The 26,064-nt window shown below is 74.4% G+C and carries 19 protein-coding genes and 1 pseudogene; 3 read left to right on the forward strand and 17 right to left on the reverse strand.

Annotation, left to right across the window (positions count from 1 at the left end; genetic code table 11):
• Positions 1-11: 11 nt before the first annotated feature.
• Positions 12-1,181, reverse strand: a complete 1,170-nt coding sequence (locus ACZ5GT_RS06820) for a lactate 2-monooxygenase (protein ID WP_469016218.1) — start codon at positions 1,179-1,181, stop codon at positions 12-14.
• A 507-nt stretch (positions 1,182-1,688) separates the two neighbouring features.
• Here ACZ5GT_RS06820 and ACZ5GT_RS06825 point away from each other — a divergent pair.
• On the forward strand, positions 1,689-2,123 hold the full coding sequence (locus tag ACZ5GT_RS06825) for a protease inhibitor (RefSeq protein ID WP_469015647.1): 435 nt from the start codon (positions 1,689-1,691) through the stop codon (positions 2,121-2,123).
• Positions 2,124-2,341: 218 nt separating this feature from the next.
• Here the strand turns inward: ACZ5GT_RS06825 and ACZ5GT_RS06830 are convergent, their stop codons facing one another.
• The 11 genes from ACZ5GT_RS06830 to ACZ5GT_RS06880 form a co-directional block, all read right to left on the reverse strand.
• Positions 2,342-2,539: a CDGSH iron-sulfur domain-containing protein gene (locus ACZ5GT_RS06830; RefSeq protein WP_469015652.1), complete on the reverse strand. Its 198-nt coding sequence runs from the start codon at positions 2,537-2,539 to the stop codon at positions 2,342-2,344.
• A complete protein-coding gene (locus ACZ5GT_RS06835; RefSeq protein ID WP_469015657.1) occupies positions 2,520-3,197 on the reverse strand; it encodes a HemK2/MTQ2 family protein methyltransferase in 678 nt (225 codons plus the stop codon). The genes ACZ5GT_RS06830 and ACZ5GT_RS06835 overlap by 20 nt, the downstream gene beginning before the upstream one ends.
• The gene (locus ACZ5GT_RS06840) at positions 3,198-4,211 is read right to left on the reverse strand and encodes an iron-containing redox enzyme family protein (RefSeq protein WP_469015663.1); all 1,014 of its coding nucleotides are present in this window, start codon (positions 4,209-4,211) and stop codon (positions 3,198-3,200) included.
• Between the two features lie 434 nt (positions 4,212-4,645).
• Complete coding sequence (locus tag ACZ5GT_RS06845; RefSeq protein ID WP_469015668.1) at positions 4,646-4,822, reverse strand: hypothetical protein; 177 nt, start codon at positions 4,820-4,822, stop codon at positions 4,646-4,648.
• Positions 4,823-4,847: 25 nt separating this feature from the next.
• Complete coding sequence (locus tag ACZ5GT_RS06850; protein ID WP_469015674.1) at positions 4,848-5,855, reverse strand: Ppx/GppA family phosphatase; 1,008 nt, start codon at positions 5,853-5,855, stop codon at positions 4,848-4,850.
• A 315-nt stretch (positions 5,856-6,170) separates the two neighbouring features.
• Positions 6,171-7,673, reverse strand: coding sequence for an MFS transporter (locus tag ACZ5GT_RS06855; RefSeq protein ID WP_469015680.1), 1,503 nt, complete (start codon positions 7,671-7,673; stop codon positions 6,171-6,173).
• 130 nt (positions 7,674-7,803) lie between these two features.
• Positions 7,804-10,620 (reverse strand): NHLP bacteriocin export ABC transporter permease/ATPase subunit, encoded by a 2,817-nt coding sequence (locus tag ACZ5GT_RS06860; RefSeq protein ID WP_469015682.1) that lies wholly within the window; start codon positions 10,618-10,620, stop codon positions 7,804-7,806.
• A gap of 1 nt (position 10,621) precedes the next feature.
• A complete protein-coding gene (locus tag ACZ5GT_RS06865) occupies positions 10,622-12,844 on the reverse strand; it encodes an NHLP family bacteriocin export ABC transporter peptidase/permease/ATPase subunit (protein ID WP_469015685.1) in 2,223 nt (740 codons plus the stop codon).
• Positions 12,841-13,647: a hypothetical protein gene (locus tag ACZ5GT_RS06870; RefSeq protein ID WP_469015691.1), complete on the reverse strand. Its 807-nt coding sequence runs from the start codon at positions 13,645-13,647 to the stop codon at positions 12,841-12,843. Before ACZ5GT_RS06870 ends, ACZ5GT_RS06865 begins: the two co-directional genes overlap by 4 nt.
• Positions 13,648-13,753: 106 nt before the next feature.
• Positions 13,754-13,969 (reverse strand): type A2 lantipeptide, encoded by a 216-nt coding sequence (locus ACZ5GT_RS06875; protein WP_469015695.1) that lies wholly within the window; start codon positions 13,967-13,969, stop codon positions 13,754-13,756.
• Positions 13,970-14,419: 450 nt separating this feature from the next.
• Positions 14,420-14,833 (reverse strand): PaaI family thioesterase, encoded by a 414-nt coding sequence (locus ACZ5GT_RS06880; RefSeq protein ID WP_469015701.1) that lies wholly within the window; start codon positions 14,831-14,833, stop codon positions 14,420-14,422.
• A gap of 186 nt (positions 14,834-15,019) precedes the next feature.
• Between ACZ5GT_RS06880 and ACZ5GT_RS06885 the strand changes: the two genes are divergently transcribed.
• On the forward strand, positions 15,020-16,399 hold the full coding sequence (locus ACZ5GT_RS06885; RefSeq protein WP_469015705.1) for a S1 family peptidase: 1,380 nt from the start codon (positions 15,020-15,022) through the stop codon (positions 16,397-16,399).
• A 72-nt stretch (positions 16,400-16,471) separates the two neighbouring features.
• Here ACZ5GT_RS06885 and ACZ5GT_RS06890 read toward each other — a convergent pair whose 3' ends face one another.
• Positions 16,472-18,634, reverse strand: coding sequence for a SpoIIE family protein phosphatase (locus tag ACZ5GT_RS06890; protein ID WP_469015711.1), 2,163 nt, complete (start codon positions 18,632-18,634; stop codon positions 16,472-16,474).
• A gap of 192 nt (positions 18,635-18,826) precedes the next feature.
• Here ACZ5GT_RS06890 and ACZ5GT_RS06895 point away from each other — a divergent pair.
• Positions 18,827-19,486 (forward strand): annotated as a pseudogene (locus ACZ5GT_RS06895) (LuxR C-terminal-related transcriptional regulator); the annotation flags it as partial.
• On the opposite strand, the gene ACZ5GT_RS06900 reads toward ACZ5GT_RS06895, so the two are convergent.
• From ACZ5GT_RS06900 to lanKC, 4 genes are all read right to left on the reverse strand, one after another.
• Positions 19,412-21,304 (reverse strand): ATP-binding cassette domain-containing protein, encoded by a 1,893-nt coding sequence (locus ACZ5GT_RS06900; RefSeq protein WP_469016221.1) that lies wholly within the window; start codon positions 21,302-21,304, stop codon positions 19,412-19,414. The pseudogene ACZ5GT_RS06895 and the gene ACZ5GT_RS06900 overlap by 75 nt on opposite strands.
• Positions 21,305-21,450: 146 nt before the next feature.
• Positions 21,451-23,157, reverse strand: a complete 1,707-nt coding sequence (locus ACZ5GT_RS06905) for an ABC transporter ATP-binding protein (protein ID WP_469015716.1) — start codon at positions 23,155-23,157, stop codon at positions 21,451-21,453.
• A 103-nt stretch (positions 23,158-23,260) separates the two neighbouring features.
• Complete coding sequence (locus ACZ5GT_RS06910) at positions 23,261-23,374, reverse strand: SapB/AmfS family lanthipeptide (RefSeq protein WP_469015719.1); 114 nt, start codon at positions 23,372-23,374, stop codon at positions 23,261-23,263.
• A gap of 67 nt (positions 23,375-23,441) precedes the next feature.
• Positions 23,442-26,024, reverse strand: coding sequence for a class III lanthionine synthetase LanKC (gene lanKC / locus ACZ5GT_RS06915; protein ID WP_469015723.1), 2,583 nt, complete (start codon positions 26,022-26,024; stop codon positions 23,442-23,444).
• Positions 26,025-26,064 lie beyond the last annotated feature (40 nt).

Here is a 26,064-nt window from a genome sequence, read left to right on the forward strand (position 1 = left end):
GACGCCCGCGGTCACCCGGCGGCCTCGACGAGGTCGGCCGGGCCGACGGTGGCGGGGGAGGCGTGTCCGGACAGGGCGAGGGTGAGGTCCAACTCGGCGAGCAGGCAGCGCACGACGTGCTCCACGCCAGCCTGCCCGTCGAGGCCGAGCCCGTAGACGTACGGCCGTCCGAGGAGCACCGCCCGCGCGCCCAGCGCGAGCGCCTTGAACACGTCGTCGCCGGTGCGGACGCCGCTGTCGAACAGCACGGTCAGCCGGTCGCCGACCGCCTCGGCGACCCGGGGCAGCGCGTCCGCGGCCGCGACGGAACCGGCCACCTGGCGCCCGCCGTGGTTGGAGACGACCACGCCGTCCATCCCGGCGTCCGCGGCGAGCCGGGCGTCGTCGGGGTGCAGGACGCCCTTGAGCACGATCGGGCCGTCCCAGTTCGCCCGGAGGAACGCCAGGTCCGGCCAGGTCTTCGCGGGGTCCGCGAACATGCCGACGAAGTGCAGGACGGCCGCGTTCGGGTCCTCGTGCACCGGCTTGGCCAGGCCCGCCAGAAAGGCCGGGTCGGAGAAGTAGTTGGCGGTGCCCACACCGTGCAGGAACGGCAGGTACGCCTGGTCGAGGTCGCGCGGGCGCCATGCCAGCAGCGGGGTGTCCAGCGTCACGACCAGCGCGGTGTACCCGGCCGCCTTCGCCCGGTTCAGGAAGCTGCGGGCCACCTCGACGTCCTTCGGCCAGTACAGCTGGAACCAGCGTTCGGCGTCGCCCATGGCCTCGGCCACCTGCTCCATGGGCGTGCTGGACGCCGAGGACAGCACGAAGGGCACGCCCTGGGCCGCGGCGGCCCGCGCGGCGGCGGACTCGGCGTCCGGATGCATGATCGACAGCACGCCGACCGGCGCCAGCGCCAGCGGGGCGGGCAGCGCGCGGCCGAGCACCTCGACGGACAGATCGCGCTCGTGCACGTCCCGCAGCATCCGCGGCACGATCCGCCGCCGCTGGAGGGCGGCCCGGTTGGCCCGCGCCGTGCTGCCGTCGCCCGCGCTGCCCGCCACATATCCCACCGGGCCCGGACCGAGCCGCCGCTCGGTCAGCTCCTCCAGCCGGGTCAGGTCGGTGGGCAGCCGCGGGACGGCCCCCGACATCCCGTTGAGATAGATCTCGTACTGGAAGTCCGCCCAGTGCTTGGCCATGCCGAGGTCCCGCCTCTCGTCGCTGAGAACGCGCTGCACCCCGACGATACTGGCGAGTAGCCGCGGCCGGGAACGTACTCCGCCGGCCGCCTTCCGGTCGGCGGCCGGCGCCCGCGCCGGGCCGCGGGCGCGGGAACGCGGCCGATGGCGGCGGAACGTGGCCGACGGTGTCGATCTCCTCGCCTGCGACGGTTGAGCAGGCGACGATTACCCGCGTGACCAGGGCAAGCGCTTGTTGCGAGGGCTGCATCGGAGTGTTTCAGGCCGATTGGCCAGGCGCGGCAATCAAGCCAAATGGCCGCTTCGGTCGATCAGGAAGCGCTCAGTTGTGGGCCTTTGGCGATCCGTTTCTGTAACTTCGCGCCACTGATTCAATACGCAATGTTACTGAAACCCGTGGGGTCGAGGTGAGTTTCCGCCGCGGACTCGGCAGACTCGCGCTCGCCGGTCCGGCACCACACCGACGCGGACCGGCGTCACCCTCGTTCCAGCGGAAGGATGCACACGATGCGGAACACCGCGCGTTGGGCAGCGACCCTCGCCCTCACGGCCACCGCCGTCTGCGGGCCCCTCACCGGAGCCGCGCTCGCCGCCCCGGCGGCCGCCCCCGCCTCGCTCTACGCCCCCTCGGCCCTGGTGCTCACCGTGGGCCACGGCACCGACGCCGCGCTCGCGACGCCGCAGCGGGCGGTCACCCTCAGCTGCGCTCCGACGCCCTCCGGCACCCACCCGGCCCCTGCCCAGGCCTGCGCCGAACTGCGCGGCGCGGCGGGAGACCCCGACGCCCTCGGGGTCGGTGACGACATGCTGTGCACCCGGCAGTACGACCCGGTCGTCGTCACCGTCGACGGCGTCTGGCAGGGCAAGCGCGTCTCCTACGAGCGCGCCTTCGCGAACGAGTGCGTGAAGAACGCCTACGGGGCGAGCGTCTTCGCGTTCTGAGAGACCGGGATCGCGTGAGGTCCGCGCACACCGAGGGGGCCCGTAGCTGGGGAGTGCGGGCACCTGTCGCGGGGACGCCGTGATCTCGCACCAGGGGCCGGCCAGGCGGAGTGGGGCCGCCGGCCGGCCCCTGGCATCTCGTGTGCCGGTGCCGGTGCCGGTGCCGGTGCCGGTGTCGTGGTTCGCGGTCGTGGTCCGCGGTCGGGGCTCGTCCCGGGTCACGTCCGCTTGCGGTGGCTGGTGTCGCACCAGGGGAAGCGGCGACTGCGCCGGCATGTGCACAGGGCGACCCGGAAGCGGTCGGAGGAGACGACGGTGCCGTCCTCCAGCTCCACCTCGACCGGGCCCTCGACCAGCAGTGGTCCCCGGCGCTGGACCTTGATCCGGCGCGGGGCGTCAGACGGGTTGTTCGGCACGGACGACCACCAGTTCCTCTCCGTCGTCGTCGGCGGACAGCAGCCCCTGCCCGCGCAGCCAGGACTCCCGGCCGCGCAGCACCGGGCCGAAGGCGATCCGGCAGCGCCGTGTCACGCTCGCCTTGAGGCCCGCCGTACGCAGGTGATCCAGCGTCAGCTCCGGTCCGCTGAGGGCGGAGTGCACCAGCAGCAGCACGCCGCCGGGCCGCAGCAGGGCCGGCGCCTCCCGGCAGATGCGGTCCAGGACGAGCCGGCCGTCCCGTCCCGCGTCCCAGGCCCGGGCCACCCCGGACGGCGGCTCGTGGTGGTCCGGCGACGGCACATAGGGCGGGTTGGAGAGGATCACGTCGAAGGACCGGTCCCGCACCGGCGCGAAGAGGTTGCCGCGGCGGACCCGCACCGGCACACCGGCCAGCAGCGCGTTCGCCCGCGCCGTGCACACCGCCCGCCAGGACACGTCCACCGCGGTGACCCGGTTGCCCAGCCGCGCCGCCGCGACTGCGAGAGCCCCGCTCCCGGTGCCCACGTCCAGGACCTCCGCCCCCGGCGCGAGCGGCTCGTCGGCCAGGGCCCCGGCCAGCAGGGCGGTGTCTTCGTCCGGCGCGTAGACGCCGGGCAGGATCAGAGGAGGATTCACTGGACCCGTGTTCCCTGACATTCAGGAAATATGGGAGGTTCCGGAAAGCTCCGAGGCGCGCAGGGACGACCTTCCGGCCCGCCAGTCCCGCAGCAGCCGGTCGGCGAGCAGGTCCTCGACGTAACCGGTGGCGTCGATCCCGAAGACGACGTCGGGCGCCAGCCGCGGCTCCGCCTCCAGCAGACCGCCGATGACCTCGTGGCGGACGACCTGCTCGTGCACGGCGTCGGCCTCGACGTGCTCGTCGTAGAAGTGCTCGGCGGCGGCTCCGGCGCCGGTGCGGCGCATCGCCTCCGCCAGGCGGCGGGATCCGGGGGAGGAGGTGACCTCCACCGCGGCGAAGTGGCCCACGAGCGCGCCCCGCAGTGACCGGTGCAGGCCGAAGAGGGACATCAGGTTGACGGTGACCAGCGTCTGCGCGCAGGCCGCGTCCAGATAGCGGCCGTAGGCGGTGTCCAGGCCGAGGTCCGCCATCAGGTCGGCGAACAGACGCGCGTGCAGGCGGTCGGCCCGGCCGCCGCCGTACTCGTCGAACTCCACCGCCGCCATGGCCGACTTGGCCCGTCCGGTCAGCCGCGGCAGCACCCAGGCGTGCGGGTCCGCCTCCTTCAGGTGGTGGAGGGAGCGCTGCGCGGCGTACTCGCGCAGCTGCCACAACTCGCCCTCGTCACGCAGGTAGTGGGACAGCCCCGTGCCGTCCACGGGTTCCACCAGCAGCTCGGCGAGCGCGTCGTCGACGCTGTCGTGGACCGGGACGTCCGCCCGCAGGGACGTGAGGAACCGCCGCTCCAGTGCCGCGCGGACGCGCAACAGGCCCGGGTCCCACTCGCGGTCCGGGGACACGCCCGCGAAGCCGCGGTAGTGCAGTTCGTAGCAGAGGTAGAGGGCGAGGTGCAGGTCGTCGCCGTACGCCTCGGCGCCGGCTGCGTCCTCGGGGCGCGGCAGCGGTCCGTCACCCCGCAGATACTCCGCGACGGCTGTCGAGAGCGGACCGCGGGGGGACGGCAGCTGGGGCCCTTGGTGGTCGTGCGTCATGCGGGGCGGGTACCCGCCCGCGCCCAGGTCACCCGCCGGTGGCTGGCCCCTTGCCGGTGGCCCGGTCACCCGTCGGCGCCCGGCCGCCTGCCGGTGGCCCGGGTGTCTGCGCGCAGTCCGGTCGCCCTGCCTGTGCGGCGCTCGCCGCGACGGGTGCTGGGTCGAGCGCGTCCGCGTGTGGTCGCGGGGGCCATGGCCGCCCACCTGCCTGGGCGACGCGCGCCCTGACCGGGCGCCTCTCGCGGGCTCGGCCGGGCTTGGCGCCATGCGGCCGTCCGTCCTCGGCCGCCCGCCCTGTCAGGCTGTCCGGTGGGTCGGGAAGCGGCAGCTGGGCCTGCGGCGCCGCCGGCCTGCGGCGCCGCCAGCCTGCGGGGCCGTCGGGTGGGGCGGGCGGTTGCTGGGCCGCCGCGTCGGGCGGGGGCCGGTGTGGGGGGTCAGTCGCCCTCGGAGTCTTCCTGGGCTTGTGCGTTGGGGGTGATCGCGTCGCCGGCCTCGCCGCTGTGGCGCCGGTCGGCCGTGGCCTGGCCGCGGGGGGTGCGGGTCTCGGCGTCCTCGATCTCGCGCAGGACTTCCTCGAGCGCGGTCTCCGGGTGCTTCTCGGCGTCGGACATGGGGTGGTGCCTCCTGCTCCTTCGGTCAGTTCCTGGCGGTCGCGATGCGCAGGGGCACGGGCTCCGGGGGAGCGGGCGCCTCGTTGAGGCGGGTGATCTCCGCCCACCAGGACGCCCCGTCCTCGATGTGCCGCAGCAGCACGCCCTCGCGTATCGCCCACGGGCAGACGGTGACCGTCCTGATCCCGGTCAGCTTCATCGCCGTGTGCCCGACCACCGCGCCGGCCAGGCTCTGGGCCGCGCGCGGCGCGGAGATGCCGGGGAGCCGGGCGCGTTCGGCGGCGGGCAGGGCCGCCAGCCTGCCGACCGCTTCCCGCAGCGCCGCGCGGTCCATGCGCCGCTCCTCGAACGGGCCGTGCCGCCCGGGCGAGGCCCCGCACAGCCGCCCCAGCTGCTGGAACGTGCGCGAGGTGACCACCGCGGTGCGCGGGCCCTCCCAGCGGATCCGCGCCGCCACGTCCCGCAGCTGGTGCCGGACCCTGCGCCGCAGCGCCCGCAGCATCTCGGGTGACGGCGGGTCCTGGTCCTGGAAGAACTCGTGGGTCAGCCGCGCCGCGCCGAGCGGCAGCGAGGCCACGAAGTCGGGCAGCCGGCCGCGCCCGAAGGCCACCTCCAGCGAACCGCCGCCGATGTCCAGCAGCGCGAGCGGCCCCGACCGCCATCCCATCCAGCGCCGCGCGCCCAGGAACGTCAGCTCGGCCTCGACCTCCCCCGGCAGGGTGCACAGCGCGACGCCGGTCCGGCCGCGGACGGTGCGCAGCACCTCCTCGCGGTTGGGCGCGTTGCGCACGACCGCGGTCGCGAACGCCAGCGGGCCCGCCGCCCCCCAGCGGGCAGCGGTCCGGCTCGCGTCGGCGACGGCCTCGGCCAGACGCTCGACGGCCTCCTGCGGAATCGCCGCGCCCGGCTTCACCTGCTCGGCCAGCCGCAGGCGCCATTTGGCGGTGTGGACCGGCAGCGGTACTCCGCCCTCCGCGTCCGCCACGACCAGCCGGACCGTGTTCGACCCCACATCCACCACGCTGATTCGCATGGGCCCGCGTGTACCCAATTCCCGCCGGTCCCACGCGGGACGGTCGCCGCGCCGGGGCACCGGCCGCAGGAAACCGGCCGGGCCCCGCAGGCGGGCGGCGCGGGCCCCGGCACCCGGACGGCGGCCCGCCGTGGACACCGCCCACCCTGGGCGAACGCCCGCCCCGGTACTCCCGCGCGGCTGCCGCCACCGAAGGAGAACGGCCGCGCCCGGGCCGGTGAAAAGAGGCCGAGACGCTTCCCGGCAACGGCGAGGGGTCGCCGTCCTCCCGCGGACGGCGACCCCTCGGACCCGGGCGGGTCGTCTCGCGGACGGTCACATGTGGACGACGGGCGCCGCGTCCGCGTCCTGCCGCGGCACACCGCGGTGGAAGAGCAGGAAGGCGATCACGGCGCCGGCCGCGAACAGACCCGCCGACCACCAGAAGGCGGTGGTGTAGCTCTCGATCGTCGCCTGGGCCCGGACCAGCTTGCTGGTCGCGTCCTTGCCGGCGAGGTAGTCGGTCGCGGCGCTCGCGGCGAGCGTGTTCAGCAGCGCCGTGCCGATCGAGCCGCCCACCTGCTGCATGGCGTTGACCGTCGCGGACGCCACACCCGCGTCCTCGGGCGCCACGCCGCCGGTCGCCAGCTGCATGGCCGGCGGCATCACCAGACCGAGGCCGACGCCGGTGACGACGAGCTGCGGCAGCACGGCGCTCACATAGCTGGAGCCGATGCCGATCCCGGTCAGCCAGGCCATGCCCGCGGCGGCGACGGCGAAGCCCAGCGGGACGACGGCCTTCGGTCCGATCCGCGGCACCAGCACGGTGGTGCCCAGCTGGGCGGTCACCATCAGCGCGCCGACCATCGGCAGGAACGCCAGACCGGTCTCGGTGGGGCTGAAGCCGAGGTTGAGCTGCAGGTAGTAGGTGAGGAAGAGGAACACGCCGAACATGCCGGCGCCGGAGATCAGCACGGCCAGGAACGAGGCGGCGCGGTTGCGGTCGAGCAGGATGCGCAGCGGCAGCAGCGGGTGCGCGGCGCGCGTCTGCCACCAGGTGAAGGCGGCCAGCAGTAGCCCGCCCGCGATCAGGAACCCCCAGGTCAGCGGCGAGCCCCAGTCGTGCGTCTCGGCGTTGGAGAAGCCGTAGACGAGGCTGAACAGACCGCCGGCGACCAGCACCGTGCCCGGCACGTCCAGCTTCGATCCGGCGGCGTCCCGGTGGTTGGACAGCAGCAGCCAGCCGCCCGCGAAGGCGACGACGGCGATGGCGACGTTCACGTACAGCGTCCAGCGCCAGTCGAGCGCGTCGGTGAGCAGGCCGCCGAGCAGCAGGCCCACCGCGCCGCCGGCGCCGGCGATGGCGCCGTACACGCTGAACGCGCGGGCGCGCTCCCGGGCGTCGGTGAACGTGGTGTTCAGCAGGGACAGCGCGGCGGGCGCGAGCAGCGCGCCGAAGGCGCCCTGCAGGGCGCGCGCGGCCACCAGCATCCCGAAGCCGCCCGCCGCACCGCCCAGCGCGGAGGCGGCGGCGAAGCCGACCACACCCGCCAGGAAGGCCGTCTTGCGGCCGAACAGGTCGGCGATGCGGCCGCCGAGCAGCAGCAACGAGGCGAAGGCCAGCGCGTACGCGGTGACGACCCACTGCCGGTTGCCGTCGGAGAAGCCGAGGTCGGCCTGGGCCGAGGGCAGGGCGATGTTCACGATCGTCGCGTCCAGCACCACCATGAGCTGGGCCACGGCGACGACGGCGAGGATCCACCAGCGCCTCGCCGACGCCGCTTGCCGCGCCGGCGCGGCACCCGTACGGGGATCTTCGGCGAGTGTCTTCTGGGACATGGGAGAGCAACTCCAGGGCGAAGGAACGTAAACGAAACCGTTTCGTACACCGAGAGACTAGAGCACGGCCGATGAAACGGCAACGTTTCGCTTAGCGTGCCGCCGCCCACCAGGCGGCGTCGGCGGCCGCTCAGGCCATCTGGCGGCGCACCAGTTCGTGCAGCCGTCCGCCGGTGTCCGCGAGCAGCTCCGCGGGCGGCCCCTGCTGGGCGACCTTGCCGTCCTCCATCACGATGACCCGGTCGGCGTCCAGCACCGTCGACAGGCGGTGCGCGATGACGATCCGGGTGGCGTTGAGAGCCTTGGTGGACTCGATCACCGTGCGCTGCGTCTCGTTGTCCAGGGCGCTGGTCGCCTCGTCGAAGAACAGGATGCGCGGCCGGCGGATCAACGCCTGCGCGATCATGAGGCGTTGACGCTGGCCGCCGGAGACGGCGCCGCTGCCGGAGACGATCGTGTGCAGGCCCATCGGCATCCGCTCGATGTCCTCCGCGAGCCCCGCCAGCGCGGCCGCCGCCATCGCCTCCTCCGGCGTGTACGGCTCGGCGCCGCAGATGACGTCCAGGACGGAACCGGTGAACGGCTGCGCGTGCTGGAGCACCACACCGCACTGCCGGCGCACCGCCGACCGGTCGAGCGCCGCCAGGTCCTGGCCGTCGTACAGCACGCTGCCGGACACCGGTCTGTCGAAGCCGATCAGCAGCCTCAGCAGCGTCGACTTGCCGCAGCCGCTGGGGCCGACGATCGCCACGAACTCACCCGGACGCACCTCGAACGACACGTCGTCGAGGACCAGCGGCCCGTCGTCCGCGTACCGGAACGACAGCCGCCGGGCCTCGATCGCCCCCGACAGCGGGCCCGGGCGGGTGCTTCCCGAGCGCACCTCCGGCGTCGCCTCCAGCACCGGCCGGATCTCCTCGAACAACGGCAGCGCGCCCACCGCCGACACGAACGCGCCGGTCAGCTGTGTGACCGAGGTCAGCAGCATGGTCACCGAGGTGTTGAAGGCGAGGAACGCGGCCGCCGACATCGTCCCGCGGGCCGGTCCCGCCAGCAGCATGAACATCAGCAGGCTGCACAACGGCAGGTACACCGCGCCCAGCACGGTCGTCAGGTTCTTGATGCGGCCCACCCGCTGCTGCAGCTCGCGGCTGCGCGCGAACTGCTCGGCCCAGGCGGCGTAGGCGTAGTTCTCGGCCGCCGCCACCCGCAGCTTCGGCAGACCGCGCAGCGTCTGGAACGCCTGGTTGTTCAGCTTGTTGGTGAGCACCACCAGCCGCCGCTGCCGGCGCACCTGCCACAGCCCGAGGCCCAGGAACACACCGGCGATGACGACGAGCATGCCGATCGCCGCCAGCGCCATCGGGACGCTGTACCACAGCAGCAGCGCCAGGTTCATCGCGCCGACGGTCGCCGACTGGGCGACGACCGGACCGACGCCCGCCAGGAGACTGCGCATCGCGCTGACGCCCATGGCAGCGCTCGCCAGTTCGCCGGTCGAGCGCTCGGTGAAGAACGTCGTCGGAAGCCTCAGCAGCCGGTCCCAGACGGCTGGTTGCAAGGTGGCCTCGATCCGGCCCTCCAGGCGCAGCAGGGTCAGGTTCTCCAGCAGCGTGAAGGCCGCCGCCACCACCCCGGCCACCATCACCGCCAGGCACACCTGCCCGATCAGCTGCGTCTGCGCCTTCGGCACGAACTCGCCGAGCACCTTGCCCGTCGCGATCGGCACCAGCGCGCCGATCGCCACCGTCACCAGCCCGCCGGCCAGCAGGCCGGCCAGGTCACGGCCGGCGCCGCGGATGCCGAACCGCAGCAGCCGCAGCGGGCTCGGCGCCCGGTCGGGCAGCGGCCGGTAGAACATCACCGCGCGCGGTTCAAGATCCGACGCGTTGGCCTTCTCGACCGGCGTCTCCCGGCCGGTCGCCGGATGCACCGCCACATAGCCGCCGCGCCGCCACAGCAGTGCGACCGGCGCCCCGGACAGGGCGCGGTGGCCCACCAGCGGGCCGACGTCCTCCCGCCACCAGCGGCCGTCCAGCCGTACGGCCCGGGTGCGGACGCGGGAGGCCAGCGCGATGCGCTCCACCGGATCGAGCCGTTCGCCGCCCGTGCCGGCCGGCGGCGGGCCGGCGAGCGTGATCCCGGCCGCCCGGGCGACCAGCGCGCACGCCGCGTAGCCGGCGTCCGCGTCGGCGGGCGTGGCACGCGTGGCCGAACGCCTGCCGATGGCGGCGAGCAGGGTCCGGTCGGCCTGCGCGCGCACGGCCTCACCTGCCTCGATACCGGCGGCCGTGCGGGTCTCGTGGGTGCGCTCCAGCTGCTCGATCCACCGGTCCAGCGCGGTCAGCAGCCGGTACTGCTGGTCCACCATGCTCTGCCACACCGCGGGGTCCATCAGCAGGTCGGCGGCGGCCTCGGCGCCGTACAGCGACCCGTACTGCACGCTGCCCGGCGGCACCTGCATCCAGAACACGTCGTCGTCGTTCGCCCGCGCGGTCGGCTCCGTCGCCGTCGGCGCCTGGAACAGGATCGACAGGCTGCGGCCGACACCCAGGGCGAGGGCGTACTCCAGCGGGCTGGACTGCGGCGGCACGTACCGGGGGTTGCCGTACTCGTCGTACGACCACGTCTGCGTCTGCGCGGGCCGGTACAGCTCACGCAGCCCGATGCGGTGCACCACGCAGTCCCGCAACGGCCGTGCCACCAGCGTGTGCCGGGGACCGGCGACCGGTCCCAGCAGCAGCGAGCCCGCCTCCAGCCGGCCGAGGTGGTGCCAGTGGCCCTGCCGGTCCGCGTCCACCGCGAACAGGTCCAGGGCGCCCGCCGCGACCAGCCACAGCACCTGCGGGCCCTCGAGGTCGAGCCGGCCCGCGCCCGGGCAGTCGATCCGCGTGCCCGTGCCGCCGAGCGCGCCGAGCACCAGGTCGTCTTCGCCCACGGTCGTCATCTCACCGCTCCCTCACCAGCGCCGCGTACGCGCCGCCCCGCGCCACCAGCTCCTCGTGCCGGCCGCGCTCCACGACCGTGCCGTGCTGGAGCACCACGATCTCGTCGCTGTCGCGCACGGTGCTCAGCCGGTGCGCGATCACCACGCAGGCACAGCCGCGCCTGCGCAGGTTGTCCATCACCACCAGCTCGGTCTGCGCGTCCAGCGCGCTCGTCACCTCGTCCAGCACCAGGATGCTCGGCCCGCGCACCAGGGCCCGCGCGATCTCCAGGCGCTGGCGCTGCCCGCCGGAGAAGTTGCGGCCGTCCTGCTCGACCCGGCCGTGGATGCCGCCCGGGCGCCGCATGACCACGTCGTACAGCGCCGCGTCCCGCAGCGCCTCCACCACCGCCTCGTCGGGGATCGACGGGTCCCACAGCGCCACGTTGTCGCGGACCGAGCCTTCGAACAGGAACACATCCTGGTCGACGAAGGACACCGAGGCCGCGAGCGCGCCGCGCGGAATGTCCTCCAGCCGCTGCCCGTCGATGCGGATGACGCCCTCCCACGGCGTGTACAGGCCCGCGATCAGCCGGGACACCGTCGACTTGCCGCTGCCCGAGCCGCCGACCAGCGCCACCTGCCGCCCCGGGCCGACCGTCAGGTCGAAACCGGTCAGCAGCGGCTTGTCGAGCGGGCTGTAGCCGAAGGTGACGTTCTCCAGCTCGACGTGGCCGTCCAGGCGGCGGGTCGAACCGCCCGCGCCGGGACGGCCGTAGAGCGGGTCGGCGCGGAAGTTCTCCACGTCCTTCAGGCGGGCCACGTCGGCGGCGAAGTCCTGGATGCGGCCCGCGACGCCGTTCAGCCGGGTGATCGGCGCGGTGAAGCGGGTGACCAGCGCCTGGAAGGCGACCAGCAGACCGATCGAGATGCCGCCCTCGACGGCCCGCAGACCGCCGATCCACAGGATCAGCGCGCTGTTCAGCGTCGCCAGGGTCGGCGCGACCACGCCCAGCCAGGCGCTCGGCACGCCGAGCCGCTGCTGCTCCTCCAGCGTGGTCGCGTGCTGCCCCGCCCACTTGCGGAAGTAGCCGTCCTCACCGCCGGTCGCCTTGATCGTCTCGATCAACTGCAGGCCCGTATAAGCGGTGTTGGTCAGCCGGGCGCTGTCGGCGCGCAGCTTCGCCGTGCGGGTGGCGCGCAGCCGTACCACCACCCGCATGGCGACGACGTTCAGCAGCGCGACACCGACACCGACGTACGTCAGCTGCGGATCGTAGGTGTAGAGCAGCGCCGCGTAGAGCACGACGACCACGGCGTCCACGCCCGCCGCCGCGAGGTCGCGGGCCAGGGTCTCGGCCACCTGGTCGTTGGACTGCAGGCGCTGCACCAGGTCGGCCGGGCTGCGCTGGGCGAAGAACGTCACCGGCAGCCGCAGCAGATGGCGCAGGAAACGGGCGCTGGAGAGGGTGGAGGAGATGATCCGGCCGCGCAGCAGGTTCGCCTGCTGCAGCCAGGTGAGCACGACCGTGAGCAGCACGCACCCGCCCATCGACGCGAACAGCACGCCCAGCAGCGAGGTCTGACGGCCGATCAGGAAGGTGTCGATGTAGGTGCGGCTCAGCGCGGGCACCGCCGCGCCGACCACGACCAGCAGCAGGCTGGCCAGGACCGCGGCCGGCATCGTGCCCGCCGTGCCGCGCAGCCGTGCCGGCATCGCGCCGAGGACGCCGGGCCTGCGGCCGCCCCTGGTGAAGTCCGCGCCCGGCTCCATCACCAGCACGACGCCGGTGAAACTGCCGTCGAAGTCCTCCATCGGCACGAAACGGCGGCCCTTGGCGGGGTCGTTGATGTACGCCCCGCGGCGGCCGAAGCGGCGGCCCAGCCCCTCGAGGACGACGTAGTGGTTGAACTCCCAGAACAGCACGGCCGGCGTCCGCACCTCGGCGAGGGCGGCCGTGTCCATCTGCATGCCCTTGGCCGCCAGACCGTAACCGCGCGCCGCCTTCAGCAGGTTGCTGGCGCGCGAGCCGTCGCGGGAGACGCCGCAGGCGATGCGCAGTTCCTCCAGCGGCACGAACCTGCCGTAGTGGCCGAGCACCATCGCCAGGGAGGCCGCGCCGCATTCGACCGCCTCCATCTGCAGCACGGTCGGCGTGCGGACGGTCCTCGGCCCGCCCTTGGGCGCCGGCGGCCCGGGCGGGGCGGCGCGGCGTCCGCTCAGGCTGCGGTGCGCGGTGCTCACGGCAGCAGCCAGTCGACGGGACGCTGCCGGGCCAGCCGGATCGAACCGGAGGCCAGGGTCATGGAGTCGAGGCGGTACGGCGGCCCGTCCGCGGACGACCAGCGGTAACCGCTCTTCGTGCCGGACGACCTGTCCAGCCGGACCAGTACGGCCACCGGCCTTCCCTTCCTGGTGAACTGCTCGCCCAGCTGGCTGTCGCCGAGGAACGCGGCGATCTGCCGCGCCGACTGCGCGGAACGGCCGACCGATGCCACGTGGCCGCGCAGCACGCCGTACCGCTGGGCCGGCACGGACTGGACGGTGAGGTCGACGGGGGCGTTCGCCGGGACGGAGGCCGCGCTCTCGGCGGGGACGTACACCGTGGCGTACAGCGGGTCGCCGGCGTGGGCGACCTTTTCCACGGCGGCGACGTCCGCCCCGGTCCGGACGATCTGGCCGATGGTGACGGCGAGCGCGGTGATCCGGCCCGCGGCGACCGTGCGGACGACGGTGTCGCCCCGGCCGGTGCGGACCTTCAGCACGGGGGAGCCGGCCGGCAGCCGCTCGCCCTGTTCGGCGAGGACGGCGGTGACCTGGCCGGCGACGGGACTCTGCAGGACGTAACTGCCCTCGCCGTGCGTGAGGACGCCCGGCGCGCCGACCGTGGAGGCGACCGAGCCGGTCACCGCCCACACGGAGGCGGCGGCCATCGCGGCCACCGTCACGGACAGCACGAGCCAGCCCTGCGGGCGGGCGAGGCGCACCGGGAGGTCGAGCTCCTCGGGCGACTGGAGCTTGGCGAGGGCCTGTCGGCGGAACTGCACGGGAGCTTTCCCTCACCTGGTCAGCGGTGAACGGTGAACGGTGCAGGGCGTCCGAGAGCCCCGGAGCCGGGGAGTGGCTCCGGGGCTCAACGGCACGAACGCGCGATCAGAGACCGGCGACCAGGTTCGTCACCGGGGCGGTGTTCAGGCCGGTGACCCCCTCGACGGTGCCGATGGCCGTGCCGGCCAGGCCGGAGACCGGGGCGACGCCGTTGACCGCACCGGTGACGGTGTTCACGGCGTGCAGGGACAGGCCGCCGGAGACGTTGTCGAGCTCGGCGTCGGAGATCTCGACAGTGTCGACCTGGGGGGTGGAGTTCATGGTGGAACTTCCCTTCCTTCGGGGTTTCACAAGGGGGAGCGGCCCCTCTGGGGACAGATGTACGGCCGCGACCGCGGGCGCCTGACGCCCGTTTCCGGGAGCCGTTCGCGGCCCCCGCGGTGCGATGGATCAAAGCACGCGGCGACGCCGGGCTTCCAATCAACCACCGCTCCCACCAGGGAACTTGCCGCACAGGCGGCACATTCCGTGAGGGCGCGCGCACGGCTCGGTGGCGACTTCTTCACATGCGTCACGTCATCGGCGCGCGCGAGGACTTGCGGCCGCCGGGCCGAATTGGGCACTCCCGCGCCAACGGCGTACGGAGGCTGCCGGTGTGTGCAGATCCTCCGCGCGCCGTGCCTCGCTCGGGCATTCGCTGTGCAGATTCGCTGAAGCCACGATTCCGCCGCCGGTGGTGGACGGAGCGTGACCTGTCGGGTGCGGAACGTGTCAGCCGAGGAGGGCGTAGACCGTGCTCGCGCGCGCCGCGAGTGCGCCGGACGTCTCGTCGGTCATCGTGATGTCGGCGAACGCCATGCGCCGTCCCAGCTTGGTGAGGACCGCCTCGATCAGGACATCCGAGCCCGTCACCGCCCGCTGGAACGACGTCGACTGCTGGACCGTCGTCATCGGCACGAAGGCGCCCCGCGCGGCCGACACCGCGATCACCGTCGCCGTGTCCGCCGCCGCCATCAGCGCCTGCCCCGACAGACCGCCGCCCTCCCGCGCCAGCCGTTGTGACCAGGGCAGCCGCAGGATCGCCCGGTCGTCGCCCAACGCCTCCACGGTCAGCCCGAGTTCGAGGACCCATGGGGCGAAGTTGGCAGTGAGGATCTTGTCGGCCTCGGCCGTGCTCATCGTCATATGGGGGATTGTTCCCGACGCGGCTCCGGGGGGCTGCGGCCGGTGGCCGATTCGGCGTGGTGCGGCCCGTGCCGGCGAACGGAATTGAACGCCCCGCTCCACTCGTGCGTACCAACAGCCATCCAGGCGCCCCGAACAGCTGCCGAACGGCGGCACGGACTCCGGTCCCTCAGGAGGTCGAGAAGTTTGAGTCACAAGCGAATTCCGAAGCGCAAGGCCGCGATCGCGGCGGGCAGTGTCGTGGCGCTCGGCGCGGCCGCCATCCTGCTGCCGAACGCCAACGCGTCTCAGGACGGCGCCTCGAACGGCGCCGCCGCCCCCAAGACTCTGAGGGCGGCGGACGCCTCGGATCTCGCCACGCGGCTGCAGAGCATGCTCGGCGACACCTTCGCGGGCTCCTACTACGACGCGACAGGCCGGCAGCTCGTCGTCAACGTCATATCCGGCGGCAACGACAACGCCGTCGCCCAGGCGAAGAAGGCGGGCGCCACGGTCCGCGAGGTCGACAACAGCCTCGCCGAACTGCAGGCCGGCGCACGGACGTTGAAGGCCGACGCGACCATCCCGGGCACCGCCTGGGCGGTCGACCCGAAGACGAACAAGATCGTGGTCACCGCCGACAGCACGGTCACCGGCGCCAAGTGGGACAAGGTCGAGTCGACCGTGCAGAGCCTGGGTTCGGGCATGGCGACGCTGAAGAAGTCCGCCGGCACGTTCAAGACCTTCGTGTCGGGCGGCGACGCCATCTTCGCCCAGGCCGGCGGCGGCACCGTCCGCTGCTCCCTCGGCTTCAACGTCACCGCGAGCGACGGCAGCCCCGCCTTCCTGACCGCCGGTCACTGCGGAGTGGCGGCGGCCCAGTGGTCCGACTCCCAGACGGGTCAGCCCATCGCCACCGTGGACCAGGCCACCTTCCCCGGCGAGGGCGACTTCTCCCTGGTGAAGTACGACGACCCGAACACCCAGGCCGCCAGCGAGGTCAACGTCGGCGGCGGGCAGACGGTCCAGATCGCCAAGGCCGCCGAGGCCACCGTGGGCGCGCAGGTCTTCCGGATGGGCAGCACCACCGGCCTGCACGACGGCACGGTCACCGGCCTCGACGCCACCGTCAACTTCCAGAGCGAGACCGACCCGAACGGCGTGGACACCGTCACCGGCCTGATCCAGACCGACGTCTGCGCCGAGCCCGGCGACAGCGGCGGCTCCCTGTTCACGCAGGACGGCAGCGCGATCGGGCTCACCTCCGGCGGCAGCGGCGACTGCACGACCGGCGGCGAGACCTTCTTCCAGCCCGTCACCACCGCACTCCAGGCGACCGGCGCGACCCTCGGCGAGGCCGGTGCGGGCGCCGGCGACCAGGCGGGCGGCGGCAACCAGGCGGGCGGCGGCGACGCGGTCGGCGGCGGAATGGCCGACCCGTCCGCGACGGCCACCGACCCGTCCGGGACGGCCACCGACCCGTCCGGGATGGCCACCGACCCGTCAGGCACCGGCGACCAGTCCGGCGCCGCCGACCAGTCCGGTGCCGCGGCCGGGGACGGCTCGGAGCTCACCGAGACCCACTGACCGGCCTCACCCGCGGTTCCGGCCGGCAGTGGACGGTCCGGCCCTTCGGCGGGAGGGCCGGACCACGCCGTGTCACGCACCGCCCGGCGGCGCCGGCCGCCCCTCCGCCCGGAGCAGCAGCAGCGCCACGTCGTCCAGCCGTTCCCGCGCCGCCGCGCTGTGCTGGAGCAGATGGTCGGCCAGCTCCTCCGGAGGCCGGTCACCCGCCTGCGCCAGCTCCCGCCCGAGGGTGACGAGAGCGGTGTCGATGTCGACGGCCGGCGACTCGACCAGACCGTCGGTGTACAGCACGAGCACCGAACCGGGGGAGAGGTCCACCTCCGTCGCCGGGTAGTCGGCCGAGCCGTCGACGCCCAGCAGCGGACCGCCGGCCAGGTCGAGGACCCGCACCCGGCCGTCCGGCTCCCGCAGCAGCGGCGGCGGATGGCCCGCGCGGGCCATCACGGCACGCCCGTTCGCCGGATCGAGCCGGAGGTACAGACAGCTGGCGAACAGGTCGGCGCCCAGGTCGATCAGCAGCCGGTTGGTGCTGCGCATGACCTCCCCGGGCGTCTGGCCGACGGTCGTGTACGCGCGCACGGCGGTACGGATCTGCCCCATCAGCCCGGCCGCGGTGACGTTGTGGCCCTGTACGTCCCCGATCACCGCCGCCGCTCCGTCCGGGGTCGGCATCAGGTCGTAGAAGTCGCCGCCGATGTCCATGTCCTTGGTGGCGGGCAGGTAGCGCGAGGCTGCGTCCACGCCGGGCAGCGGCGGCAGCGAGTTCGGCAGCAGGGCCTGCTGCAGCCCGTGCGCCAGCCGGTGCTTGGCGTCGTAGAGCAGGGCGCGCTCCAGGGCGTGCGCGATCAGTCCGCCCAGGTTGGTGAGGACCGCCCGCTCGTCGGCGGGGAAGCGGTGCGGCCCTGCGTAGGAGAGCACGCAGACGCCCACCGGGCGCCCGGAGGCGATCAGCGGCAGGTACGCCCACGCCCCGAAGCCTTCCGGTGCCGCGTACCGCGCCGGATACAGACGCTCCAGGTGCTCCCGGGACTCGAAGAACGCGGGCACGCCGGTGTTCAGCGCCTGCGTGCCGGGCGCCCGCTCGCTCAGCGGCACGCCCTCGAACCGTTCCGCGAGATCCGCCGTCCGGTGACCGTGCTGCCCCAGCACGTGCAGCCGGCCGGCCCGGGAGCCCAGCACGGCCAGGGCCTGGCTGCCCACGGCGGGCGCGATCTCGTCCGCCACGACCCGCACCACGTCCCGCACGGTCGCCGCCTCGGTGAGCGCGCCGGCCAGCGAGAGCACCTGCGAGATGGTGACCAGCCGGGGCGGCGCCTCCCCGGTGCGCGGACCCGTCCGGTTCATCTCCGTTACGGCCCGCGCCCGGCTGACGCGCAGGCTGATCCCCGTCCTGCTGGGGTGGAGCCGGAACGACAGCCAGTCGCCGGGCGGGCGCAGCACCACGAACGACGTGCTGCGCTGGCTCAGCAGCGCGGCCCGGTACCGGTCCTCGTACACCGGGTCGTCGAGCCAGGGCACCGCCGCCCACAACTGCGCGCCGAGCAGGGCGCCGACCGGGACGCCGATCAGCTCGGCCGCCGCCGCGTTGGCGTACCGGACCCGCCCGTGCAGGTCCAGGGAACACAGCCCGTACGGAAGCCGCGCCGCCATCCGCGACGCCTCCACCGTGCCCAGCGTCTCGGCGACCGCGCTCGTCGGGGCGGCCAGCAGGTCGGGCTCCGTGGGCAGCGGGCGGCTCTCCTTCAGGGCCCGCTCCAGTCGCGTCGCCAGCCGGTCGCAGGCCGCGGTCAGGTGGTTGCGGTCCCGCTCGCTCAGCTCCGGCGTGCGCGAGCCGGGCCAGATCAGGAACAGCGCGCCGTACGGCCTGGCCGCGGTGGCCACCGGCACCGCGGCGAGCGCGAAGGGATAGGGCAGCACCACGGAGATGCGGGGATAGCGGCGTGCCATCTCCTCCTCGCTGCCCACCCAGACCAGCCGGCGCTCACGCAACGCTTCGGCCATCGGGATCGGCGCGTTCAGGCCGACCCGCTCCCACGGCGCGGCGAACGCCCGGGGCAGCCCCGCCATCACCGCCATCTCCAGCACCGGCGCGTCGGCCGCCAGCAGATACACCGCGCCGGAGTGCGCGTGCACCTCGTCCATCATCGACGCCAGCGCCAGAGAGAGCAGCGGGCGTCCCACCCGCGTCCTCGTCGACGCCGGCGCGGACGCCTGCCCGTCGGACACACCGACCACCTCCTCGCACACGGCCGGGCGACGGGCTCCAGCCTCACCTCTCCCGCGCGCGACGGCCGCATGCTCACGGTGCGGCGATGCCGGTCGGCAGGTGACGGGCAGGTTACCGGGACACGGTGCCCGCCACGCGGTGAATCCGCCTCCCTACCCCGAAGGCCCCGACCCATGCCCCTTCAGTCGATGCGTGCCGAGATGCGCGCGCGCCGTGTTCGCGCCCCCGCGCACCCCGATGGCCGGTTCTGCGTGCCTGGAAGCTGTCATGAACGCCAACAATGGGGCACGCGCTCAACACCGCTAAACCGGCGACGGCAGGCTGAAGGGACGGCAGTGATCCGGGTACTTCTGGTGCACGACGCGTGTCTGGTGCGATCGATCCTGGCGGAGTGGTTACGGAGGGAACCCGATCTGGCGGTGGAGGAAGCGCCGTGGCACAGCGCCCCGGGGCGGGTGCGGGCACTGCGGCCCGAGGTCTGCGCGGCGGACCTGGAATCCTCGGACTCGGCCGTCCCGCCGCCGCTCGGGGACCTGCGCCCGGGGCAGCCGGGCCAGCCGTCCCCGAAGCTGCTCGTGCTCGCCAGCGCGCACCGGCCCGGACTGCTGAAGCGGGCGGCCGAGGCGGGCGCGCTCGGCTACGTCGACAAGGGCGGCTCGCCCCACCGTCTGGTGCACGGCATACGGCGGGTCGCCAGAGGGGAACGCTTCGTCGACGAATCGCTCGGCTTCGGCTTCCTCAAGGCCGCCGAGATGCCGCTCACCCGGCGGGAGCTGAGCGTGCTGTCACTCGCCGCCGCGGGGGCCACCATCGCGGAGATCGCCGGAAGCCTCCACCTGTCGCACGGGACTGTGCGCAACTACATGGCGGCCATCACGCGCAAGACCGGCGCCCGCAACCGCATCGACGCCATCCGCATATCCCAGGGGGAGGGCTGGCTCTGACCGGCCGTCGGGCGCGGGCGCCCAGCTGCCGACCAGCTCGCGGTACAGGTCCGAGCAGCGCAGCAGCTCGTCATGGGTCCCGTACGCCGTCCCCCGGCCGTCCATCACCAGCACGCGGTCCGCGCGGCGGGCCGAGCTGATGCGGTGGGCCACCACGACCAGCGTGCCGCCCGGCCGGCCGGCGAAGGCGCGCTCGGCGCGTTCCTCGGCCGGCGGATCCAGATGGCAGGTGGCCTCGTCGAGCAGGGCGAGCGGGGCGGGCGACAGGTAGGCGCGGGCCAGCGCGATCAGCTGGCGTTCGCCCGCGGACAGCGCGGCCGGGTCCACCTCGGCGTCGGGGCCGCCGAGCGCTTCGACGAGCGGCGTGAGCCCGACCGCGTCGGCCGCCGCGAGCAGCTCGCCCTCGGGCACGGGCCGCGGGCGCAGGTGCCCGAGGTTGTCGGCCAGGGTGCCGGTGAACACGTACGCCTCCTGCGGGATGAGCACCCGCCGGGCCGCGGCCGCCGCCGAGGGCACCGGATGCCCGAGTACGCGGACCGTGCCGCGGCTCGGCTCCAGCACCCCGGCGACCAGGGCGGTGAGCGTGGACTTGCCGATTCCGCTCGGCCCCACGACGGCCAGGTGGGAGCCGGCGGGCAGTTCGAGGTCGAGGCCGTCGATGACCGGCGCGGCCCGGGGGCCGTAGGCGAAGGCGACGGAGGAGAGGGCGAGGGCGGGGACGGGGACGGTGCTGCCGGGGCGGCCGGAGCCCTTGGAGCCGGCGTCCCCCTCGGTCGAGCCCGCGCCAACGCCGGGGACGGCAGGGCGGTCGGGGGCGCCGCGGCCGTCGGGTGCGTCATGGCGGTCGGGGCTGGAACGGCCGTCAGCCGGGGCGTCGCGGCGGTCGGGTGCCGTCAGCCGGCGCAGGACCACCGTCAGACGGGAGCCGCTGGTGCCCAGACCGTGGACCAGGTTGCGCAGGGCGGGCAGCAGGGACTGGGTGACATAGGCGAGCGCGCCGACCAGGGCGCCCGTGGTCACGCCGTGGGCCAGCAGCCAGGGCGCCGCGGCGAGCAGCAGCACGATCGGCAACTGCCCGCCGACCGCGAGGGACGCCACCCGCAGCACACCGAAGCGGGCGAGGGAGCGTGCGGCCCGCAGCTCGGCCTCCACCAGCGTGCCGGTGTCGGCGGCGATCCGCGCCTGCGCTCCCGTCGCCGTGATGTCCCGCAGCCCGGGGCAGACCTCGCCCAGCCGGCCGGCGAGCGCCTCGTCGGCTGCCAGGAACGCCTCCTGCCGGCGGGCCAGCGGACGCAGCGTCACCGCGAACAGCGCCACGCCGGCGGCCAGCGGAGGCCCGACTACCAGCAGCAGCACCGGCGCGAGCGAGAACAGGCCGACGAGCGCGCCCGCGGCCGTGAACACGAACGCCCGCGACACCATCACCAGCCCGGCGAAGGTGTCCCGCGCGATCTCCACCTGCTGGGTGAGCCCCGACAGCGCCGTGCCGTCCGCTCGGCGCACCCCGCGCTCGACGACCCGCCGCACCAGCCCGTCCCGCAACGGCTCGACCAGCGCCGCCACGGCCGCGTAGACGCGCGCCGTCCCGTACGCGCCGAGGACGACACCGAGCCCGGCCGCACCGAGCCAGGCGAGCCCGACGTCCGCGCGCCCCCGCAGGAACCCCTCGTCGAGGGCGCGCGCCGGGGCGTAGCCGGTGAGGAACGTCTGCGCCGTCTCCAGCGCCGACCACATGCCGAGCCCCGCCACCACCCGCCACCGGGCCCGCAGAAACCGCAGACCAAGCGCCCAGACCCCACCGCTCCCGGTCCCGCCGTCCGTCACCTCACCGCTCGTCGTCCCGCCGCCCGCAGTACCGGTGTTCGTCGCGTCGCCGTTCGTCATCCCGCCATCCCGTCAGCGAAGACCGCGCGGTAGTCCGCCAGTTGCCACAGCCGCGCGTGTGGGCCCACCGCCCGTACCCGGCCCGCGTCCAGCCAGGCCACCGTGTCCGCGCGGGCCGCGGTCACGGCGCGGTGGGCGACCAGGAGCCGGGTGCGGCCCGAACCGCGGTCCAGCAGTGCCCGGGTGATCCGGGCCTCGGTGACGGTGTCCAGGCTGGAGAGGGCGTCGTCGAGGATCAGCAGGCGCCCGTCGTGTGCGAACGCCCGTGCCAGGCCGAGACGTTGGGATTCCCCGCCGGAGCGTGGCGCGTCGGCGACGGCGGTGGCGTAACCGTCCGGCAGCCGGCGCACGAAGTCGTCGGCGCAGGCCGTGCGGGCGGCCTCGCGGATGCGTGCGGGGGAGGGGGCGGCGAGGCCGAGGCCGATCGCGTCCTCGACCGTGGCGCCCAGCAGCGCGGGCCGCTCGAAGGCGTAGCCGACGGCCCGGCGCAGTTCCTCGTGGGTCAGCTCGCGCAGCGGCACCCCGTCCAGCAGGACCTCGCCCGCCTCGGGCTCGGCGAGCCGTCCGGCCAGGGCGGCGAGCAGCGACTTGCCCGCGCCCGAGCGGCCGACGACCGCGAGGGTCGTCCCGCCCGGCACCACCAGGTCGACCCCGTTGAGCACGGTGCGCCCGCCGCGCCGGGCGGTCACGCCGCGCAGCTCCAGCCGCCCCGGCCCGGGCGGCAGCCGGCGCGCGCCGTGGACGGGGGCGGGCTGCGCGAGCACCTCGCCCAGGCGGCCGGCGGCGGCCCGGGCCCGGGCCAGGCTCGCGAACTGCCCGACGAGCACGCCGACGCCGGTCGCCAGCACCGCGTACCGGGAGGCGGCCAGCACCTCGCCGACCGACAGCCGGTGCCGCACGAGGAGCACCCCGGCCACGGCGATGACGCCGAGCTGCAGCAGCGGCGCCACGGCGACCGCCCGGGCGGCGGCCCGGCCCTGCACCCGCCACATGCGGTGCCCGGCGTCGGAGAGTTCGGGCAGGGGGCGGAGCACCCGTGCCGCCTCCTTGTCCGCGGTGCCCGCCGCCCGGACCGTGCGGTGCCCGGCGACGGCCTCGGCCAGCGCGGACGCGATCCGCCCCTGCACCCGCTGGTAGTCGGCCACACAGCGGGTGGTGTCACGGCTGAACGCCCGCAGCAGCAGCGTCAGCACGGGCGCCCCGGCGAGGAACACCACCGCCAGCCACGGGTCGATGAGGCCGAGTGCCGCCATCCCCCCGAGGGGGCCGACGACCGCGGCGAGCAGCGCGGCCCGGGCGGCCGGAGCCGTCCCGGCCTGCGCCGCGTTGCCGACGAGCCGTGCCACCAGGTCGCCGGAGCCGAAACGGTCCGCGGCCCGCGGGCCCACCGCCAGCACATGGCCGGTCAGCCGGCCGCGCAGCCAGGCCGTGGTACGGGCGTCGACGGTGCCGGCGAGCACGCTCTGGCAGGCGTCGAGCAGCGCCAGCAGCAGCACCAGCCCGGCACAGGCGAGCACCCAGCCGGTCGCCGGGGCGCGCGCCAGCAGCAGGTCCAGGGTCCGGCCGAGCGCGGCCGGCAGCAGCAGTCCGCCGCCGGTGGCCGCCACGCTCACCAGGCACAGGGCCACGCAGCGGGCCGCGCTGTGGCGGGTGGCGGGGCGCATCACGTCGGGGGCGTGCCCGTCCTCGGCACGAGTGGTCATACGGCCGCGGCCTCGCATCCGGGATCGCAGGAGTGCGCGCAGGACCCCGGGCGGCCCCTCCCCAAGGGAGCGGACCGCCCGGAGCCTCAGACGCTGGGTCGCGTCAGAGACAGATCAGAACGCTCGCGGCGCTCACGCACGAGAGCAGGCTCGCCGTGCTCGCGCCGCCGTCGGTGCGCTCCTCGGACTCCATCGTCTGCAGGTCGAGCAGTGCCATGTGGGTTTCCTTTCGCTGGGTTGACCCTTGAATCCCTTGATGGGGACGGGGTTGTGTCACGACTCCGTCAGATCGCGGAGCCGCGTTCGGTGGGCCGCCGCAGGGGCGGCAGGAACGGCAGGTGTGCCTCGGTCTCGCCGTCGAGGGCCGCCGCGAGCGCGAGCAGGCACCCTGCCGTTCCGGTGGCGAGGTCCATGGACAGCCGCATCATCTGGTTTCCGGGGAAGGCCAGTTGGCCTTCGTACGCCATCGCGTACCAGCCGAGCGCGTCGATCTGCTCGGCGCGGCGCCGGTCGGTGGCGTCCGGGTGCGTGGTGCGGCTGAGGTGCAGGATCATTCCGGCGCGGCCCTGGAAGAGGCCGGGCTGCGCGTAGAAGCGGGACGTGGCCGCGGTAAGGATTCCGGCGCGGGCCTTGTCGAACTCCGCGTCGTGTGCGTGGACCAGGTAGTCGTCGAGGACCATGCCGACGCCGGCGCTGCCGTCGCCGAGGTACGGCAGGGTCCGCCAGCCCTCGTCGACCTCCAGGCCGCCGCCCTTCTTCTGGACGACGCAGTGGTCCAGGTCCCGGCGCAGAGCGACGGCGGCCGCGTCCAGCAGGTCCCGCTCGCCGGTCAGCTCGTACTGCCGCAGCAGGAACAGCGCCTGGCCGCTCGCGCCGCGCAGCAGTCCCGCCCGCCGCCGTTCGGCGGCCGGCTCCCCGAGCCGTCGCACCAGGATCCGCGCGGCGTCGGCCGCCCGTTCCCGCAGCTCCGGCTCGCCCGTGCGGCGGGCGAGTTCCCCGAGGACCAGCCCCAGCCCGGCGAGGCCGCCGTGCAGGTCGGAGGAGAGGTTCTGCCACTGCTCGGCGAGGATGGACCCGACGATGTCCAGGGCCCGCTGCCGGTGACCGAGCAGCTCCAGGACGTGGGCGACGCCCGCGAGGCCGTCGTACAGCCCGAGCGGCGTGCCGGGTGGGGTGGGGTCGGTGCGGGCCAGGAGCCAGCGCTCGCCCTCCTCGTACCGCTCGCCGCCGCCCCGGGCCAGCGCGTACAGCACACCGGCCGCGCCGTGGGCGAGCCCGAGCCCGCCGCCGTCGGAGAACTGGGCGATGTCCCCCGGGAAGAGCCGGTCCGCGCGCTCCGGGGTGGCCGAGGCGAGGACCGCCTTGACCATCGAGTCGCGGCTGTGCGGCCAGTCGCCCGGCCGCACGAACGCCGGCGACCCCACGGCCGTGCCCCGGGTGATCTCCCGTACAGCCTCGTCCAGGAAGCCGGCGGGTATGTCGGGGAACTGCTCCGCGATCACCTCGGCCAGGTGGGCCGCCTTCCCGCGGTCCACCACGAACAGCGTCGTGACCGGCAGGAACAGGGCGAGCCGCAGGCACGCCAGCGCGTAACGGTCGACGTCGGTGCCGGTCCGGTCGGGCGGGGCGAAGAAGCCGGGGTGGGCGACGACCTGGCGGGCGCCCTCCGCCACCGGCGCGGCCGCCTCGAAGTCGATCAGGTGCACCGACTCCTCGTCCGGGGCGACCATGATGTTGAAGACGTGCAGGTCGTTGAAGACGATCCCGCGGGCGTGCAGCGCCTCCACCGCCCGTTCCACCGCCCCGTGGATACGCACCGCCCACCGTGTGTACGCGGCGACCGCGTCCGGGTCCGGATCGGGCGAGAGCAGCGGATGGCGCAGGGCGAAGAAGGAGTTGAGCGGTCGCCCCTCTAGGAAGTCCATCACCAGGAACCGGTGGTCGCCCAGTGTGAACCAGTCCCGCACCTCCGGGACCACGCCGGTGCCCGCCACCTGCTCGAGCGCCCGCTTCTCCCGCTCCAGCCGGGCGATCGCGTCGGCCCCGTCGGAGGCCAGCCCGGCGTGCGGCCGGCCCTCCTTCAGCACGACCTTCCGCCCGTCCCGGGTGTCGGTGCCCACGTACACGCCGCCGCCGTTGGAGAAGTGCAGCGCCTTCTCGATCCGGTACGGCAGCTCGCCCACCGTCGTGGTGTTGCGGGCCTCGAGGTGCGGCCGCAGGAACGACGGCAGCGTCACCCACTCCGGCACCTGGAACGACGGCGCCCGCCGGTCCGGCACCATCCGCCCCTCGCCGTCCCGCACCGCCGGCACCAGCGAGCCCCGCTCGTCCACGACGTAGGTGCGCGCGAACGCGCCGTAGCGGACGTACAGCGGACCGTCGTACCAGCGCAGGTCGGTGAGGATGTACGGGCCTTCGAAGCCCTCCAGCAGCTTGCCCAGTTCGCGCAGCACGAGGTGCAGCTGCTCGTCGTCGGCCGGGTAGACGGTGACGAACTTGCCGCTCCCGTCGCGGCCCGCGTACTTGGTGTTGCGCAGGTGCAGCAGGTGCGGACCCGGCACGAACTTGAAGGGGATGCGGCGCGGCACGCAGTAGTCCCACACGATGCCGGCGATCCGCTCCGCGTTCTCCCGGGTGGCCGAGGCGTGGATCTTCCAGCCCTGCGCCGGGCCCGCGAGCGGGCTCCCGTCCGCGGCCGGCGGTGTCAGTGTCAGCCAGTCGCCGATCCGCGCCGCCTGCCAGCCCTCGGGCACCTCGCGGCGGGCCGTCTCGTACAGCGCCGTGTCCTGCCCGGCCGCGGACAGCCGGTCCGGCGTCTCGTAGAAGTGTCTGTCGGCGAGCGCGTACACCTCGTACCGCTTGTCCATCGATCCCCCCTTGGTGGGCCGGTGTCGAGACTTCCAGCCG

It is taken from the genome of Streptomyces sp. NPDC031340 (assembly GCF_055569945.1).

Bases quoted from the DNA above. Each gene is read 5' to 3' on its own strand.
- ACZ5GT_RS06820 (WP_469016218.1), bottom strand. From the start codon at position 1,181: ATGGCCAAGCACTGGGCGGACTTCCAGTACGAGATCTATCTCAACGGG.
- ACZ5GT_RS06825 (WP_469015647.1), top strand. From the start codon at position 1,689: ATGCGGAACACCGCGCGTTGGGCAGCGACCCTCGCCCTCACGGCCACC.
- ACZ5GT_RS06835 (WP_469015657.1), bottom strand. From the start codon at position 3,197: ATGTCAGGGAACACGGGTCCAGTGAATCCTCCTCTGATCCTGCCCGGC.
- ACZ5GT_RS06840 (WP_469015663.1), bottom strand. From the start codon at position 4,211: ATGACGCACGACCACCAAGGGCCCCAGCTGCCGTCCCCCCGCGGTCCG.
- ACZ5GT_RS06845 (WP_469015668.1), bottom strand. From the start codon at position 4,822: ATGTCCGACGCCGAGAAGCACCCGGAGACCGCGCTCGAGGAAGTCCTG.
- ACZ5GT_RS06850 (WP_469015674.1), bottom strand. From the start codon at position 5,855: ATGCGAATCAGCGTGGTGGATGTGGGGTCGAACACGGTCCGGCTGGTC.
- ACZ5GT_RS06855 (WP_469015680.1), bottom strand. From the start codon at position 7,673: ATGTCCCAGAAGACACTCGCCGAAGATCCCCGTACGGGTGCCGCGCCG.
- ACZ5GT_RS06860 (WP_469015682.1), bottom strand. From the start codon at position 10,620: ATGACGACCGTGGGCGAAGACGACCTGGTGCTCGGCGCGCTCGGCGGC.
- ACZ5GT_RS06875 (WP_469015695.1), bottom strand. From the start codon at position 13,969: ATGAACTCCACCCCCCAGGTCGACACTGTCGAGATCTCCGACGCCGAG.
- ACZ5GT_RS06880 (WP_469015701.1), bottom strand. From the start codon at position 14,833: ATGACGATGAGCACGGCCGAGGCCGACAAGATCCTCACTGCCAACTTC.
- ACZ5GT_RS06900 (WP_469016221.1), bottom strand. From the start codon at position 21,304: ATGTGGTCGGCGCTGGAGACGGCGCAGACGTTCCTCACCGGCTACGCC.
- ACZ5GT_RS06905 (WP_469015716.1), bottom strand. From the start codon at position 23,157: ATGACCACTCGTGCCGAGGACGGGCACGCCCCCGACGTGATGCGCCCC.
- ACZ5GT_RS06910 (WP_469015719.1), bottom strand. From the start codon at position 23,374: ATGGCACTGCTCGACCTGCAGACGATGGAGTCCGAGGAGCGCACCGAC.
- lanKC (WP_469015723.1), bottom strand. From the start codon at position 26,024: ATGGACAAGCGGTACGAGGTGTACGCGCTCGCCGACAGACACTTCTAC.